The organism is Streptomyces sp. SKN60 (assembly GCF_026236535.1).
Classification (GTDB): Bacteria; Actinomycetota; Actinomycetes; order Streptomycetales; family Streptomycetaceae; genus Streptomyces.
On record NZ_JAHTMW010000001.1, the window covers coordinates 300553 to 315653 of the forward strand.

Consider the following 15101-nt stretch of genomic DNA (forward strand, 5'->3'; position numbering starts at 1 on the left):
CCACTTTCGTATGTCCTGCGATTGTCCTGCGATACGGGCTGCCGGCTAGCCGAAGAAGCCGCCGTTCCCGTCGTCGTTGTTGCCGCCCACCGTGAACACGGTCACGGTGTCACCCGCGTTCACCATCGAGCCGGCCGGCGGGTTGGTGCCCATGACGGTCGCGTTGCCCTTGTCCGAACCCTGCTGGACCACGGCCAGGCCGAGGGCCTCCAGCTGCGCCTTCACGTCGCTGAACTTCTTGCCGCCGACGTCGGTCGGGATCTGGACCTGCGCCGGCTGCTGCGGGCCCTTGGAGACCTTCAGCGTGATCTGGACGTCCTTCGGCTGGTTGGAGCCGCCGTTCGGGTTCTGGCCGACGACCGTGTCCTTCGGCTGGTCGGAGTCCACGTCCTGGCGGGCGACATTGGTGAAGCCCAGCTGGGCGAGCTGCTGCACGGCCTGGTCGTAGCTGCGGTTGGTGACGTCCGGCAGCTGCGACTGCTGCTTCTTGGAGACGGTGATGGTGACCGTGGAGTTCTTCTCCGCCTTCGAGTTGCCCGTCGGGTCCTGGCTCAGGACCTTGCCCGGATCCTCGTCGGACTCCTTCTGCTCGACGACGACCTTGAAGCCCTTGGCGCGCAGGGTCTCCTCGGCGCGCGCCTGGGACTGCTCGACGACGTCCGGGACCTCGACCTGCGGCGCGCCCTCGGAGACGATCACGTTGATGGTCGCGCCGGTGTCGATCTTCGCCTGGCCGTCGGCCGCCGGGTCCTGCGAGCAGATCAGGCCCTTCGGCTGGTCGCAGCGCTCGGTCCCGGCCTGGGCGACCTTCACCTGCGAGTTCGTCGCGAGGCCCTCGGCCTCCTTCAGGGACTTCCCGACGAAGGACGGGACCGGCACCTGCTGCGGCTTGTCGTTGCCCTTCATCAGCGAGTTGCCGATGAGGATCGCGCCGACCAGGACCAGGACGCCGGCGAGGACCAGCAGGATGGTCGAGGTGTTCGACTTCTTCTGGCGGTTCTGGCGGCGCCCGCCCTGGCGGTCGTCGTAGCCGTAGCCGCCGTCGTCCGGGTTCATCGGCGGCAGCATCGTGGTCTGCCCGCCCGGGTCGGCCTGGCGCAGCGCCGTCGTCGGCTGGTCGTCCGGGGCGTATCCGCCGCCGTAGCCCCCGCCGTACGCGGCGGCGCCCATCGCGGCGGTCGCGGCGACCGGCTGGCCGTCGAGGCACGCCTCGATGTCCGCGCGCATCTCGTCGGCGGACTGGTAGCGGTAGTCGGGGTCCTTGACCAGCGCCTTCAGGACGATGGCGTCCATCTCGGGCGTGATCTCGGGGTCGTAGACGCTCGGCGGCTGCGGCTCCTCGCGCACGTGCTGGTACGCGACGGCGACCGGCGAGTCGCCGATGAACGGCGGCCGCACGGTCAGCAGCTCGTAGAGCAGACATCCGGTGGAGTACAGGTCGGAGCGGGCGTCGACCTGCTCGCCCTTGGCCTGCTCCGGGGAGAGGTACTGCGCCGTACCGATCACCGCGGCGGTCTGCGTCATGGTCATGCCCGCGTCGCCCATGGCGCGCGCGATGCCGAAGTCCATGACCTTGACCTGGCCGGTGCGGGTCAGCATGACGTTCGCCGGCTTGATGTCACGGTGCACGATGCCGGCGCGGTGCGAGTACTCCAGCGCCTGCAGGATGCCGACGGTCATCTCCAGCGTGCGCTCGGGCAGCAGCTTGCGCCCGGAGTGCAGCAGCTCACGCAGGGTCGACCCGTCGACGTACTCCATCACGATGTACGGGATGGACACGCCGTCGACGTAGTCCTCGCCGGTGTCGTAGACCGCGACGATCGCCGGATGGTTCAGCGAGGCGGCAGACTGGGCTTCGCGGCGGAACCGGGCCTGGAAGGACGGATCACGGGCCAGATCGGCCCGCAGCGTCTTCACGGCCACGGTGCGGCCGAGCCGGGTGTCGTGCGCGAGGTACACCTCGGCCATGCCACCACGGCCGAGCACCGAGCCCAGCTCGTACCGGCCGCCGAGGCGACGCGGCTCTTCCATAGCTTCTCCAGCCCTCTCCGTCTGTCCCGACCGCACCCGTGTGTGGTCCGGCGGTGTGTGCTGTTCGCGCATACGCTACCGGCCGCGGGGAACCGCTTCGTCCGCCGACCGCCACCTGATACCCGACCGGTACACGGCCGGGGCCCGGGCGTGGCGCCGGTCACCGAGCGCGGCGACCGGCCCGGCCCCGTACGTCCGGAAGATCAGCTCCGGCCCTCCGGCTCCGGCCGCCCTCCAGCTTCTGCCTTTCAGCTCCTGCCCTTCAGCACGGCCTTCATGACGGCCTTGGCGATCGGGGCCGCCAGGCCGCCGCCCGTGATGTCCTCGCGGTTCGTGCCCGCCGAGTCCTCGACGACCACGGCGACCGCGACCGGCGAGCCGTCCGCCGTCTTCGCGTAGGAGATGAACCACGCGTAGGGCCGCTTGGCGTTCTTCTCGCCGTGCTGGGCGGTACCGGTCTTGCCGCCGACCTTCACGCCGTCCATGTCCACGTCGGCGTTGCCGCCGGTGCCGTTGGAGACGACGTTCTCCATCATCTGCTGGAGCTTCTGGGCGGTCTCCGGGGAGACCGGGCGGCTGAGCTCCGACGGCTCGGTCTTCTCCAGGACGTCCAGGTTCGGCGCGCGCAGCTCGTCGATCATGTACGGCTTCATGAGCTTGCCGTCGTTGGCGATCGCGGCCGTGACCATCGCCATCTGCAGCGGGGTGGTCGCGGTGTTGAACTGACCGATCGACGACAGGGCGTTTCCACCGCGGTCGGCGTTCTTGTCGAAGACCGAGGAGACGGCGCGGACCGGGACGAACTGCTCGGCGTTGAAACCGAACTTCTCGGCCGTCTCGACCATCTTGTCCTGGCCGACGTCGTCACCGAGCTTCGCGAACACCGAGTTGCAGGAGACCTCGAGCGCCTTGTTCAGGCTCGCGTTCGCGCAGCCGCTGGCGTGGTTCACCATCTCCTTGGTGGAGAGGGGGATCTTCCAGCCCTCGGGGGTGTCGGTGGGCGCGTTGATGTCGGTGACCTTGCCGCTCTCCAGCGCCGCGGCGGCGGTGACCACCTTGAACACGGAGCCGGGCGGGTAGATCTCGCGCAGCGCGCGGTTCAGCTTCGGCTTGTTCTTGTCCTTCTCCAGGGCGTTCCACGCCTCGGAGTCCTTGTTGTGGTAGCCGGCGAAGGACGCCGGGTCGTACGACGGGGTGGACGCGAGCGCCAGGATCTTGCCGGTCGACGGCTCGATCGCCACGACCGCGCCCGTCTTGGAGCCGAGGCCCTTGAACGCGGCCTTCTGCGCGGCCCCGTTCAGGGTGGTGACGACGTCGCCGCCCTTCTTCTTCTCGCCCGTGAACATCGACAGCGTGCGGTCGAAGAACAGCCGGTCGTCGTTGCCGGTGAGGATGCCGTCCTCGATCTTCTCGATCTGGCTGGCGTCGAAGGCCTGCGAGGCGTACCCCGTCACCGGCGCCCACATGGGGCCGTCGACATAGGTCCGCTTGTACGCGTAGAACTCGTCGCCCGAATCGACGGAGCCGGTGATCGGCTTGCCGTCGACGATGATGTTGCCGCGCTCGCTGGCGTAGCGCTCGATCGTCACCCGCCGGTTCTTCGGGTGGGCGTTGAGCTCGTCGGCGCGCACGTACTGGAGCCAGTTGTCGCGCACCAGCAGGGCGAGGATCAGCAGACCGCAGAAGATCGCGACCCGGCGCAGCGGCTTGTTCACGGACGGACCACCTGCGTCATCTCGGCGTCGGGGTTCGGGGCGGGGGAGGGCGCGGGGCGGCGCGCGGTGTCGCTGATCCGGATCAGCACGCCGATCAGCGCCCAGTTGGCGATCACGGACGAACCACCGTAGGCGAGGAACGGCATCGTCATACCGGTCAGCGGGATGAGGCCCATCACACCGCCGGCGACGACGAAGACCTGCAGCGCGAAGGCGCCGGACAGACCCATCGCGAGGAGCTTGCCGAACGGGTCGCGGGCCGCGAGGGCGGTGCGCACACCGCGCTCGACGATCAGCCCGTAGAACAGCAGGAAGACCATGACGCCGGCCAGGCCGAGCTCCTCGCCGACGGTGGCGAAGATGAAGTCGGAGTTGGCGGCGAAGCCGATCAGGTCCGAGTTGCCCTGGCCCATGCCGGTGCCGAGGATGCCGCCGGAGCCGAAGGACATCAGCACCTGCGTCATCTGGTCACAGGCCGCGGCCATGTTGGAGCCCTCGGGGGCCGTCTTCAGACACTCGAAGGGGTCGATCCAGGCGGCCACACGGGACTTCACGTGGGAGGCGGTCGAGCCGACCACCACGGCGCCCGCGGTCGACATCAGCAGACCCATGACGACCCAGCTGGTCCGCTCCGTCGCCACGTACAGCATGATCACGAACATGCCGAAGAACAGCAGCGAGGTTCCGAGGTCGTTCTCGAAGACCAGGATGAGCAGGCTGATCGCCCAGATCGTCAGGATCGGGCCCAGGTCACGGCCACGCGGCAGGTACAGCCCCATGAAACGGCGGCTGGCCAGCGCCAGCGCGTCCCGCTTCACCATCAGATAGCCGGAGAAGAACACGGCCAGGACCAGCTTGGCGAACTCACCGGGCTGGATGGAGAAACCACCGACGTTGATCCAGATCTTGGCGCCGAACACGTCGGAACCCAGACCGGGCACGAGCGGAAGCAGCAGCAGGACGAGCGCGGCGGCCATCGAGATGTACGTGTAGCGCTGCAGGACCCGGTGGTCCTTCAGGATCAGCAGCACGCCCACGAACATCGCGATGCCGATCGCCGAGTACATCATCTGCTTCGGCGCGTCCGGGCTGAAGCTGTCGAACTGCGCCATCGACCGGGCGATCAGCCGCGGCGACTGGTCAAGGCGCCAGATCAGCACCAGACCCATGCCGTTGAGCAGCGTCGCCAGCGGCAGCAGCAGCGGGTCCGCGTACGGCGCCCACTTGCGCACCACGAGGTGCGCGACGCCCGCGAGGAGGGTGAGCCCCGCCCCGTACCCGAGCATGCCCGCCGGCACCTTCCCGTCGATCGCCAGACCGACGTTCAGGTACGCGAACACCGGGATGGCGACGGCGATCGCGAGCAGCACCAGCTCGGTGTTGCGGCGGCTCGGCGCCTCGATCGCGCCGATGGTGGTCGTGTTGGTGACAACGCTCATGGTGGTGAAAGGCCCCCTACGGGTCTGCTTACTGCTTGCCGCAGTTCGAGGCCAGCTTCTGCTCCTCAGCGGACAGGGTCGGTCCGGGGGACGGCGCGGGCGCGGTCGGCTTGGTGTTCGGCGCGGCGGTGCCCTCGGTCGTCGGCGGCTTGGCGCTCGCCTTGTCCGCGGCGTCCGCGGCGGCCTTCTGGCGCTCCTCGGTCTTCTTGCAGGCCGAGGCCTGCAGCGCCAGCTCGGAGATCTTCGTCTGCGCCTTGCCGAGGCTGCCGCCCGCGATCGTGTCCTCGACCTGCTTGCGCTGGTACGCCGGCAGGTACTTGAGTTCGATCTCGGGGTGGTCCTTCTCGACCTCCGACAGCTTCACCCAGGCCAGGTCCTGGCTGATGCCCCGGTACAGCGCCACGTGCTCCTCGTTCGAGCCCACGTAGTACTGGGTCTGCGTCCAGCGCCATCCGCCGTACAGACCGCCGCCGACCACGGCCAGCGCGAGGATCAGGAAGAAGGACCGCTTCAGCCACTTGCGGCCGGTGCGCGGCTTCACGAAGTCGTCCTCGGCGTACGAGCCGAAGGAGCCCTGCGGCGGCATCCCGCCGTAGCCGTGGTCGTCGCCGCTGCCGGGCGGGCCGAAACCTCCCCCTGGCTGCGCCGGGTGAGCCCCCATCGGCGGCTGCTGGTGCGGTGCGGGCCGGCCGAGACCGGCGGCACGGCCGGCCGGCGTGTGCATGGCACCGCCGTCGTGCAGCTGGGCCTGGTTCTCGGCGACCGCGCCGACGATCACCGGGGTGTCGCTGAGGTGACCGGCGAGGGTGTCGCCGCCGTCGACGTCCAGGACGTCGGCGATGATCACCGTGATGTTGTCGGGGCCGCCGCCGCGCAGCGCGAGCTGGATCAGCTCCTGCACGGTCTCCTGCGGGCCCTGGTAGCTGGCGAGGGTCTCCTCGAGCGTCTGGTGCGACACCACGCCGGACAGTCCGTCGGAGCAGACCAGATAGCGGTCGCCGGCCCGGACCTCGCGGATCGACAGGTCGGGCTCGACGTGGTCGCCGCTGCCAAGGGCACGCATCAGCAGCGAACGCTGCGGATGGGTGGTCGCCTCCTCCTCGGTGATCCGGCCCTCGTCGACGAGCCGCTGCACCCAGGTGTGGTCCTGCGTGATCTGCGTCAGGACGCCGTCGCGCAGCAGATACGCGCGGGAGTCGCCGACGTGCACCAGGCCGAGGCGCTGGCCGGTCCACAGCAGGGCGGTGAGCGTGGTGCCCATGCCCTCCAGCTGCGGGTCCTCCTCGACCATCATCCGGAGCTGGTCGTTGGCGCGCTGCACCGCCGTGCCCAGCGAGGTGAGGATGTCGGAGCCGGGGACGTCGTCGTCGAGCGTCACCAGGGTGGAGATCACCTCGGACGAGGCGACCTCACCGGCGGCCTGGCCGCCCATGCCGTCGGCGATCGCGAGCAGCCGCGGACCGGCGTAGCCCGAGTCCTCGTTGCCCTCGCGGATCATGCCCTTGTGCGAGCCCGCGGCGAAACGCAGTGACAAGCTCATGCCCACCTGCCCTGTCGGCGCCGTGTCGGGGTGCCGCCGGTCTCGAGCCACACTGCCCACCCTCCGGTCGGGAGCCCGTGCTCGCTCCGCGCGCGCTCATTCATGATGTAGCACTACTTCCGAAGCTCGATGACGGTCTTGCCGATGCGGATCGGCGCGCCCAGCGGAATCGGCGTGGCGGTGGTGAGGCGGGTCCGGTCGAGATACGTGCCGTTGGTGGACCCGAGGTCCTCGACGATCCACTGACCGTCCCGGTCCGGGTAGATCCGCGCGTGCCGGCTGGAGGCGTAGTCGTCGTCCAGCACGATCGTCGAGTCGTGGGCCCGGCCCAGCGTGATGGTCTGCCCCTGCAGGGCGACCGTCGTGCCGGTGAGGGTGCCCTCGGAGACGACGAGCTTGGTCGGCGCGCCGCGGCGCTGCCGGCCGGCGGGCGCGGCCTGCTGCCCGCCCCGCTGCTGCGGCGGCGCGGCGGCCTGCCGCCCGGCCTGCTGCTGCGGCCGCGCGTCCTGGCGGCGCGAGCCGCGCTGGGTGACCCGCGTGCCGAACAGGTCACTGCGGATGACCTGCACGGCCACGATGACGAACAGCCACAGAACGGCCAGGAAACCCAACCGCATGACCGTCAGGGTCAGCTCTGACATTGCCCCCGCTTCACCCTTCGGCTTGCCGGTAAACGATGGTGGTGCTGCCCACGACGATCCGCGAGCCGTCGCGGAGCGTAGCGCGGGTGGTGTGCTGCCCGTCCACCACGATGCCGTTGGTGGACCCGAGATCCGTGATCGTCGAGGGCGTTCCGGTCCGGATCTCGCAGTGCCGGCGCGAGACGCCGGGATCGTCGATCCTCACGTCCGCTTCGGTGCTGCGGCCGAGAACCAGGGTCGGGCGGGAAATCTGGTGACGCGTGCCGTTGATCTCGATCCAGCGGCGCGTCTGGCCGCCGCCTCCGCCCGGCACCGGCGCGGGGCCGGCGGGACGGCCAGCGGCGGGCGCCGTCGGACGGTGCCCGGGCATCGCCGGGGCGCCCGGCGGCGGGGCCGCGGGCATCGGCGGGGCGCCGGCGGGAGGGTATCCGTAGCCACCGCGGGGCGGCTGCTGGCCGCCCTGCGGGCCGGCCGGGGGGTACCCGTATCCGCCGGGGGCGGGCGGCTGTGACGGTGCCGCGGACTGTGACGAACTCGACGCGAGGGTGCGGCTGCGCACCCGGTACAGACCGGTGTCGAGGTCCTCGGCCTTCTCCAGGTGGACCTTGATCGGCCCCATGAAGGTGTACCGCTGCTGCTTGGCGTAGTCCCTGACCAGGCCGGCGAGCTCGTCGCCGAGCTGGCCCGAGTAGGGGCTGAGGCGCTCGTAGTCCGGCGCGCTCAGCTCCACGATGAAGTCGTTGGGGACGACGGTCCGCTCGCGGTTCCAGATCGTCGCGTTGTTGTCGCACTCGCGCTGGAGCGCGCCGGCGATCTCGACGGGCTGGACCTCGGACTTGAAGACCTTGGCGAAGGTGCCGTTGACGAGACCTTCGAGTCGCTGCTCGAACCGCTTCAGGACTCCCATGGGGCACCTCCTCCTTCGTTGTCGTCCTCGTACTGCTTACTGATCGTATCCACGCGTCGGGAAATCGGCTGGTTCCCCTTCTCTGCCCTGTGGACGAGTGTCACCTCTCACAGACCTTCCGCGCGTCTTCCCCCACGGATCGTAGAGGCGGCCTGTGGACAGTGTCCCGCACCCGGCCGCGGAGCAGGAGGGCCCCGTGCATCACATCCGTCCTTCCGTCCTCTCTGTTCTCGTCTCTCCTCTGTTCCCGTCTCTCTCCTCGTCCGCCGAGGAGAGGTCGAAACCGGGGCCGGGAGAACGGATGTGAATCCACGGCCTGCGACGTGCTAATCTTCAGATGTCGCCAGGCGAACGAACCGAAAAGGTGAGGGAGCCGGGAGACCACCCAATGCGCGGGTGGCGGAATAGGCAGACGCGCTGGATTCAGGTTCCAGTGCCCGCAAGGGCGTGGGGGTTCAACTCCCCCCTCGCGCACCAGTCGAATCGGTCGGCATCGTGATCACGATGCCGACCGATTTGCGTTTCCCGGGTGGGGTTTGCGGGACGGGGGGCGGGGCGGGTGTGAGGTAGCCCACGGAGGGTGGCGCGGGGCGGGTACGGGGGCGCGGGGGTGCGACGTTCGTCGGTCGGAGGAGCGACGAAAGAGGACGGTGGGCGAGGCGGGGGCGCGCCTATCGTGCGGGCGTGGACGTTCCTATGAAGATCCGGACCGTCGTGGGGTGGTTCGGGGCGTGGCTCGGCGCCGGGTGGCGGTGGTTCGCGGTGCCGGGGCAGTGGTCGCGGCGCAGGACCGCGGGCGAGCTGGTGCTCGCCGTCGTCATGGCGCTGCTGGCCGCGGGCACCGAGGACCTCACGGGCGGCGGCACATGGCGCCTGGCCGGGGTCGCCGCGGCCTCGGCCGCGCTGTCGCTGCTGCGCCGCCGGCTGCCCGCGGCCGTCCTGGTCGGCACCTCGCTGTGCACGCCGCTCGTGCCGGGGTTCCTGGCCCTGCTGATACTCGTCGGCTGGTCCGCCGGCCGCTACATCGCGGGCGCCGGACGGGCGCTCGCCGCGTTCACCGCCGCGTACGCGCTGAACGTCGTGGGGACGCTGCTCGACGCGTGGGATCTGCACCGGATGCTGATGCTCGCGTTCATCTCCACGCTGTACTTCCTCGGTACGACGCTGGCGCCGGGCCTCGCCCATCGGTACTGGACCCAGCGGCGGACCCTGCTGCACGCGCTGCAGGAGCGGAACGTGCAGCTGCTACGGGAGCGGGCGATGCTCGTCGGGCAGGCCAGGATGCGGGAGCGGCAGCGGATCGCGCAGGACATGCACGACAGCCTCGGCCACCAGCTGGCGCTGATCTCCGTGCACACCGGAGCCCTTGAGGTCGACCCGCACCTGACCGACCGGCAGCGGGAGGTCGTCGGGGTGCTGCGCGGTGCCTCCATGGACGCCATGCACGAGCTGCGCGAGGTCGTCGGCATCCTCCGCGACGGAGTGGAGGCGCCCGCCACCGGCGATCCGGCTGCCCAGGTGGTGCGGCCCGGCGACGAGACGGGGCGGGCGGCCAGGGGGACCGCCGGCATCGAGGGGCTCGTCACCGCCGCCCGCGCCGCCGGGACGGCGATCGGCCTGACCCGGCACGGCGAGGCCCGGACGCTCGCGCCGGCCGTCGACCACGCCGCGTACCGGATCGTCCAGGAAGGCCTGACGAACGCCTACAAGCACGCCCCGGGTTCCAGGATCAGCGTCGAAGTGCGCTACGAACCGGACGCGTTCGTCGTCGAGGTCCTCAACGAGCGGACGGACGGGGCGCCTTCGGACGTGGTCAGCGGCGGCCAGGGGCTCACCGGGCTGCACGAGCGGGCCCGGCTCGTCGGCGGCATCGTCCACGCCGGTCCGGCGGACGGCGGCGGCTTCCGGGTCGCCGGGGTCCTGCCGTACGGGGCGGTGGAGGCCACGCCGTTCGCCGACCCCTTCGCGCCGCCCGCCGCGGCCGACGGGCCGGTTGCCCACCACCTCGTCCCGTATGCCGCCCCGTACGGCGCTCCGCACGCCGCCCCTCACACCGCGCCTTTCGTCGATGCGGCCGACGACTTCCGGCAGCAGTCGAAGCGGGCCTCGACCGGCCACCGTGGTCCCGTCGCAGTCGGACCGTCCGGCTGGACGGTGGCCGAACGGGAGCTGGCGATGGCGATGCAGGCGGGCAGGGGCAGGAGCACGGGCAGCGGGATAGCGATCGGCTGCGGGATAGCCGTCGCGGCCCTGGTGCTGCTGCTCGTGGCCGCGGGCTTCGGCATCTACTTCCTGATGGGCTCCATGTCGGAGGGGATGATCGACCCCGGGCAGTACGACGCGGTGAAGGTCGGCGACAGCGAGAAGGCGGTGCGAGACAAGCTCCCTTCGGGTGACACGATCGCCACCAGCGGTCTGCACGACAAGGGACCTCAGGAGCCCGACGGTTCGAGCTGCCTCGTGCTGATGAGCTCGGAGGTCACCGACGATCTGGAGAAGGAGCCGGTGTTCCGGTTCTGTTTCAAGGACGGCAAGCTGGTCGAGAAGAAGTCGTACGAGGTCGTGCGCTAGGCACGCGCGCGGGGGCCGTTGGGGAGTCGGAGTGGGCGGGGCAGGAACAGGGGCAGGGACGGGGACGGGGGCGGGGGCGGGGTTCAGCGCGGGGGTGGGCGCGGGCTTCGGCGCCGGCCGGCGGATCAGGGTCGTCATCGCCGACGACGAACCGCTGATCAGGGCCGGGATCCGGATGATCCTCACCTCCGACCCGGAGATCGAGGTGATCGCCGAGGCGACCAACGGCCGTGAGGCCGTCGACCTCGCCCGCTCGCACGCCGCGGACGTCGTCCTGCTCGACATCCAGATGCCCGTCCTCGACGGTCTGTCCGCCCTGCCGGAGCTGCGCCGCGCCGCACCCGCGACGAAAGTCGTCGTCCTGACCACCTTCGGCGAGCGGGAGAACGTGCTGCGCGCCCTGGAGCACGGCGGTGCGGGCTTCCTGCTCAAGGACACCGCACCGGCCGAACTCATCCGGGCGGTACGGGCGGCCGCCGCGGGCGACGCCTATCTCTCGCCGGCCGCCACCCGGCATGTCGTCGAGCGGCTGGCCTCCGGCCGGGAGACGGCCCGCGCCGAAGAGGCACGGAACCGGATCGCCGCCCTCAGCGAGCGCGAGCGCGAGGTGCTCGCCCTGCTCGGAGAGGGCCTGTCCAACGCCGACGCGGGCCGCCGGCTGCACATGAGCGAGGCCACCGTGAAGACGTACGTGAGCCGCATCCTCGCCAAGCTGGACTGCGAGAACCGGGTGCAGGCGGCGCTGCTGGCCCGCGACGCCGGCCTGTAGCGGGCGTCAGGGACGGGCCGCGGGGGCGGGAGCGGCCGGGCGGCCCGCGTCGCCCGCCGCGTTGTAGCGGAGCAGATAGCCCGCGAAGGCGGCCAGGTCCTCGGCCGACCAGTCCTTGAGGCGCTCCTCGTACGCGGCGAGCCGGCTGGCCTGCGTCGAGGCCAGGAGCCGGGTGCCGGCGTCGGTCGGGTGCAGCACCTGCACCCGGTGGTCGTCCGGGTCCGGCCGCCGCTCGACCAGACCGAGCTTCTCCAGGGCCGCGATCTGCCGGCTCACCGTCGACTTGTCCAGCAGATAGTGCGCCGCGAGGTCCGTCGCCCGGCAGCCCTGCTGGTCGTCGATGTGGGCCAGCAGCGTGTACGAGACCAGCGGCAGCTCCGGATGGAGCCGCGCCGCCGCCGCCCGGGCCCGGCGGGCGAAGGCCGTCAGCTCCCGCTGGATGGTGTCGAGGGACGTCTCCCGCGCGCCGTCGCTCATGGTGCGCTCCCTGTGCCGCGGGCGGCCCGCTGGTCGGGCCTTCCCCTTCGGTTGTATAGTACAACGGTTCGTTGGTTGTAAAAGCCAACCGTCATCCATGGAGGATCCAGGTGTCCACCGGACAGACCACCAAGGGAGCACTGCGCCACGTCCTCGGGCATCTCCTCACCCCCCTGCTGATGTGCGTCGGCATGGGACTCGCCTACCTCGGCGCCTTCCACGCCCCCGAACCCCACGACCTCCGCGTCGACATCGTCGGCACCGGCCCCCAGACCCAGGTCCTCGCCCAGACCCTCCACGACAAGGGCGCCGGCGCCCTCGACGTCCGCACCGTCCCCGACCGCGCCGCCGCCACCGCCGCCCTCCGCGACCAGTCCAGCTTCGGCGCCTACCTCCCCGGCACCCCCGGCCACGCCCCCGAACTCCTCGTCGCCTCCGCCGCCTCCGACACCAGCGCCATGGCCGTCGAGAAGGTGTTCACCAAGGTCGCCGCCACCCACGACCGGCCCCTCAAGGTCACCGACGTCGCCCCCGTCGCCTCCGGCGACCCCACCGGCCAGGGCGTCTTCTTCCTCCTCGTCGCCCTCAGCATCGGCTCCTACGCCTCCGTCGCCGTCATCGGCGGCGCCGGAGCCGTCCTCCCCATGCGCATCCGGGCCCTGCTCGCCGCCGGCATGTCCCTCGTCGTCAGCCTCGTCGGCGCCGTCTTCGCCGGACCCCTCTTCCACCTCGTCGACCACGGCCTCGGCGGCGTCTGGGCCCTGTCCTGGCTGTACAGCGCGGGCATCCTGCTGACCGGCGTCGGACTCCACACCTTCCTCAAGCGCTGGACCACCCTCGGCGTGATGGTCCTCTTCGTGATGCTCAACTTCACCAGCTCCGGCGGCATCTACCGGCCCGAACTCCAGCCCGGCTTCTTCGGCTCCCTGCACGCCTTCTGGAACGGCGCCGGATTCGTCGAAGGCGTCCGCGGCCACGTCTACTTCGACGGCCACGCCCTCGGCCGCAACGTCCTCGTCCTCGCCGTCTGGTTCCTCGCCGGCGCCGCCCTCGTCGCCCTCGCCGGCCGCACTGAGAACCGCCGCCGCGCCGTCGTCGCACCGGCCGCCGCGGCTGTCCCGGCGCAGATGAAGGCAGAAGCGAAGGAGGAGTTGGAGGAGGAGATGGAAGAGGCCGTCGGCGTCTGATCCGGCGCCACCGGAGTTGTCCACAGGCGGTTGTCCACAGGGGGAGACGGCCTCACAGCCCCGGCTGTACGGTCTTGCCCAGTCGCCCGAACCGATCTCGACGACACGACACGGCGAGGGCGCCGCACAGCACACGCGACACGCGTGACACCTGCGACACACGCACGACGGGGGAGGACGTCCCGATGGACGACACGATGGCAGCGGTACCGGTACCGCGCGAACACACCGCGGACACCCAGCCGCCCACCCGCCTCCCCCGCGTGCCCGGCTTCGCCCCGCACACCACGGCCGGAGCCGCCGCCACCGCCCGCCAGCGCGGCAAGGCCCTCCGCGACGGCGTCCCCCGCTCCGCCCACGCCACCCTCACCCCCGCGCCCGGCCGCCCCGACGCCGTCCGCGCCGTCGAGGAGTCCAACCAGGGCCGCGTCCCCGAACTCGCCCCCATCCGCGTCGGCCGCATGTCCGCCAGCCCCTTCGCCTTCCTCCGCGGCTCCGCCGGCCTCATGGCCCACGACCTCACCGGCTCCCCCGTCACCGGCATCGCCGCCCAGCTCTGCGGCGACGCCCACGCCGCCAACTTCGGCCTCTACGGAGACGCCCGCGGCCGCCTCGTCATCGACCTCAACGACTTCGACGAAACCGTCGTCGGACCCTGGGAATGGGACCTCAAGCGGCTCGCCACCTCCCTCGTCCTCGCCGGCCGCGAAGCCGGCGCCGACGAGGGCACCTGCCGCGCCGCCGCCTTCGACACCGTCGGTGCCTACCGCCGCACCATGCGCCTCCTCGCCCGGCTCTCCGCCCTCGACGCCTGGAACGCCATCGCCGACGAGGAACTCGTCTCCCACACCGACGCCCGCGACCTCATAGGCACCCTCGAACGCGTCTCGGCGAAGGCCCGCAACAACACCAGCGCCCGCTTCGCCGCCCGCTCCACCGAAGCCGTGCCCGAGATCGAAGGCGGCGGCCGGCGCTTCGTCGACGCCCCACCGGTGCTCCGCCGCGTCGGCGACCGCGAAGCCGCGGCCGTCGCCGCCTCCCTCGGCCCCTACCTGGCCACCGTCTCCGAGGACCGGCTCCCGCTCCTCGCCCGCTACGCGATACACGACGTCGCCTTCCGCGTCGTCGGCACCGGCAGCGTCGGCACCCGCTCCTATGTGGTGCTGCTGCTCGACCACCGCGGCGAGCCCCTCGTCCTCCAGGTCAAGGAAGCCCGCCCCTCCGCCCTGCTCCCGCACCTCCCGGCCGTCGGCTTCACCATCCCCGACACCGGACACGAAGGACGGCGCGTGGTGCTCGGACAGAAGCGGATGCAGGTCGTCAGCGACATCCTGCTCGGCTGGACCACCGTCGACGGGCGACCCTTCCAGGTGCGCCAGTTCCGCAACCGCAAGGGCAGCGTCGACCCCGCCGCGCTCACCGCCGACCAGTTCGACGACTACGGCCGCATGACCGGCGCCCTGCTCGCCCGCGCCCACGCCCACAGCGCCGACCCGCGCCTGATAGCCGGCTACTGCGGCAAGAACGAGGAGCTCGACGAGGCCATAGCCGCCTTCGCCGTCGCCTACGCCGACCGCACCACCGCGGACCACGCCGACCTCGTCACGGCCATCCGCACCGGCCGCATGGCCGCGGAAGCCGGCGTCTGAGCCGAGGGACCACCGGCCGCCGCCCGCGCCACGGCCTGCGCCGACATGAGCCGCGGGCCGCGCGGGCCGGGGGCTGCCCATGAGCGAGGCCACAAACGAACAACGAGGGGGGAGGGAGGGGGGAGGGAGGGGGGAGGGGCCCCCGAGGAGGAGGACCGTAGGCTGGATGGGACGA

11 protein-coding genes and 1 tRNA gene are annotated in these 15101 nt (G+C 71.2%); 5 read left to right on the top strand and 7 right to left on the bottom strand.

Translation table 11 applies throughout. From position 1 onward, the window contains the following. Positions 1-45 precede the first annotated feature (45 nt). The 6 genes from pknB to KV205_RS01465 all read right to left on the bottom strand — a co-directional run bounded on the left by pknB (position 46) and on the right by KV205_RS01465 (position 8273). A complete protein-coding gene (gene pknB / locus KV205_RS01440) occupies positions 46-2031 on the bottom strand; it encodes a Stk1 family PASTA domain-containing Ser/Thr kinase (RefSeq protein ID WP_265861464.1) in 1986 nt (661 codons plus the stop codon). A 248-nt stretch (positions 2032-2279) separates the two neighbouring features. Further along, positions 2280-3746: a penicillin-binding protein 2 gene (locus KV205_RS01445; RefSeq protein WP_265861465.1), complete on the bottom strand. Its 1467-nt coding sequence runs from the start codon at positions 3744-3746 to the stop codon at positions 2280-2282. Continuing rightward, complete coding sequence (locus KV205_RS01450) at positions 3743-5185, bottom strand: FtsW/RodA/SpoVE family cell cycle protein (RefSeq protein ID WP_265861467.1); 1443 nt, start codon at positions 5183-5185, stop codon at positions 3743-3745. Before KV205_RS01450 ends, KV205_RS01445 begins: the two co-directional genes overlap by 4 nt. A gap of 28 nt (positions 5186-5213) precedes the next feature. Beyond that, a complete protein-coding gene (locus tag KV205_RS01455) occupies positions 5214-6725 on the bottom strand; it encodes a Stp1/IreP family PP2C-type Ser/Thr phosphatase (protein ID WP_265861468.1) in 1512 nt (503 codons plus the stop codon). A gap of 113 nt (positions 6726-6838) precedes the next feature. Then, a complete protein-coding gene (locus KV205_RS01460) occupies positions 6839-7366 on the bottom strand; it encodes an FHA domain-containing protein (protein ID WP_265861470.1) in 528 nt (175 codons plus the stop codon). A gap of 10 nt (positions 7367-7376) precedes the next feature. Continuing rightward, on the bottom strand, positions 7377-8273 hold the full coding sequence (locus tag KV205_RS01465) for a DUF3662 and FHA domain-containing protein (RefSeq protein ID WP_265861471.1): 897 nt from the start codon (positions 8271-8273) through the stop codon (positions 7377-7379). A 390-nt stretch (positions 8274-8663) separates the two neighbouring features. Between KV205_RS01465 and KV205_RS01470 the strand changes: the two genes are divergently transcribed. From KV205_RS01470 to KV205_RS01480, 3 genes are all read left to right on the top strand, one after another. Next, positions 8664-8750, top strand: a tRNA-Leu gene (locus tag KV205_RS01470). A 219-nt stretch (positions 8751-8969) separates the two neighbouring features. Then, entirely contained in the window at positions 8970-10844 is a 1875-nt protein-coding gene (locus KV205_RS01475; protein WP_265861888.1) for a sensor histidine kinase, read from the top strand. Between the two features lie 94 nt (positions 10845-10938). Further along, positions 10939-11613, top strand: a complete 675-nt coding sequence (locus KV205_RS01480) for a response regulator transcription factor (RefSeq protein WP_265861473.1) — start codon at positions 10939-10941, stop codon at positions 11611-11613. Positions 11614-11619: 6 nt separating this feature from the next. On the opposite strand, the gene KV205_RS01485 is transcribed toward KV205_RS01480, so the two are convergent. Further along, the gene (locus tag KV205_RS01485; protein ID WP_265861475.1) at positions 11620-12090 is read right to left on the bottom strand and encodes a MarR family transcriptional regulator; all 471 of its coding nucleotides are present in this window, start codon (positions 12088-12090) and stop codon (positions 11620-11622) included. 179 nt (positions 12091-12269) lie between these two features. Here KV205_RS01485 and KV205_RS01490 point away from each other — a divergent pair, with 179 nt between their 5' ends. Together KV205_RS01490 and KV205_RS01495 are read left to right on the top strand one after the other, a co-directional pair. Beyond that, entirely contained in the window at positions 12270-13277 is a 1008-nt protein-coding gene (locus tag KV205_RS01490) for a hypothetical protein (RefSeq protein ID WP_265861890.1), read from the top strand. A gap of 197 nt (positions 13278-13474) precedes the next feature. Further along, positions 13475-14926 (top strand): DUF2252 domain-containing protein, encoded by a 1452-nt coding sequence (locus tag KV205_RS01495; protein ID WP_265861477.1) that lies wholly within the window; start codon positions 13475-13477, stop codon positions 14924-14926. Positions 14927-15101: the final 175 nt, after the last annotated feature.

What these genes read in the sequence shown, in the direction of transcription:
- pknB (WP_265861464.1), bottom strand. Translation starts at nt 2,031, where the DNA reads ATGGAAGAGCCGCGTCGCCTCGGCGGCCGGTACGAGCTGGGCTCGGTG.
- KV205_RS01450 (WP_265861467.1), bottom strand. Translation starts at nt 5,185, where the DNA reads ATGAGCGTTGTCACCAACACGACCACCATCGGCGCGATCGAGGCGCCG.
- KV205_RS01455 (WP_265861468.1), bottom strand. Translation starts at nt 6,725, where the DNA reads ATGAGCTTGTCACTGCGTTTCGCCGCGGGCTCGCACAAGGGCATGATC.
- KV205_RS01460 (WP_265861470.1), bottom strand. Translation starts at nt 7,366, where the DNA reads ATGTCAGAGCTGACCCTGACGGTCATGCGGTTGGGTTTCCTGGCCGTT.
- KV205_RS01465 (WP_265861471.1), bottom strand. Translation starts at nt 8,273, where the DNA reads ATGGGAGTCCTGAAGCGGTTCGAGCAGCGACTCGAAGGTCTCGTCAAC.
- KV205_RS01475 (WP_265861888.1), top strand. Translation starts at nt 8,970, where the DNA reads ATGAAGATCCGGACCGTCGTGGGGTGGTTCGGGGCGTGGCTCGGCGCC.
- KV205_RS01485 (WP_265861475.1), bottom strand. Translation starts at nt 12,090, where the DNA reads ATGAGCGACGGCGCGCGGGAGACGTCCCTCGACACCATCCAGCGGGAG.
- KV205_RS01490 (WP_265861890.1), top strand. Translation starts at nt 12,270, where the DNA reads ATGTGCGTCGGCATGGGACTCGCCTACCTCGGCGCCTTCCACGCCCCC.
- KV205_RS01495 (WP_265861477.1), top strand. Translation starts at nt 13,475, where the DNA reads ATGGCAGCGGTACCGGTACCGCGCGAACACACCGCGGACACCCAGCCG.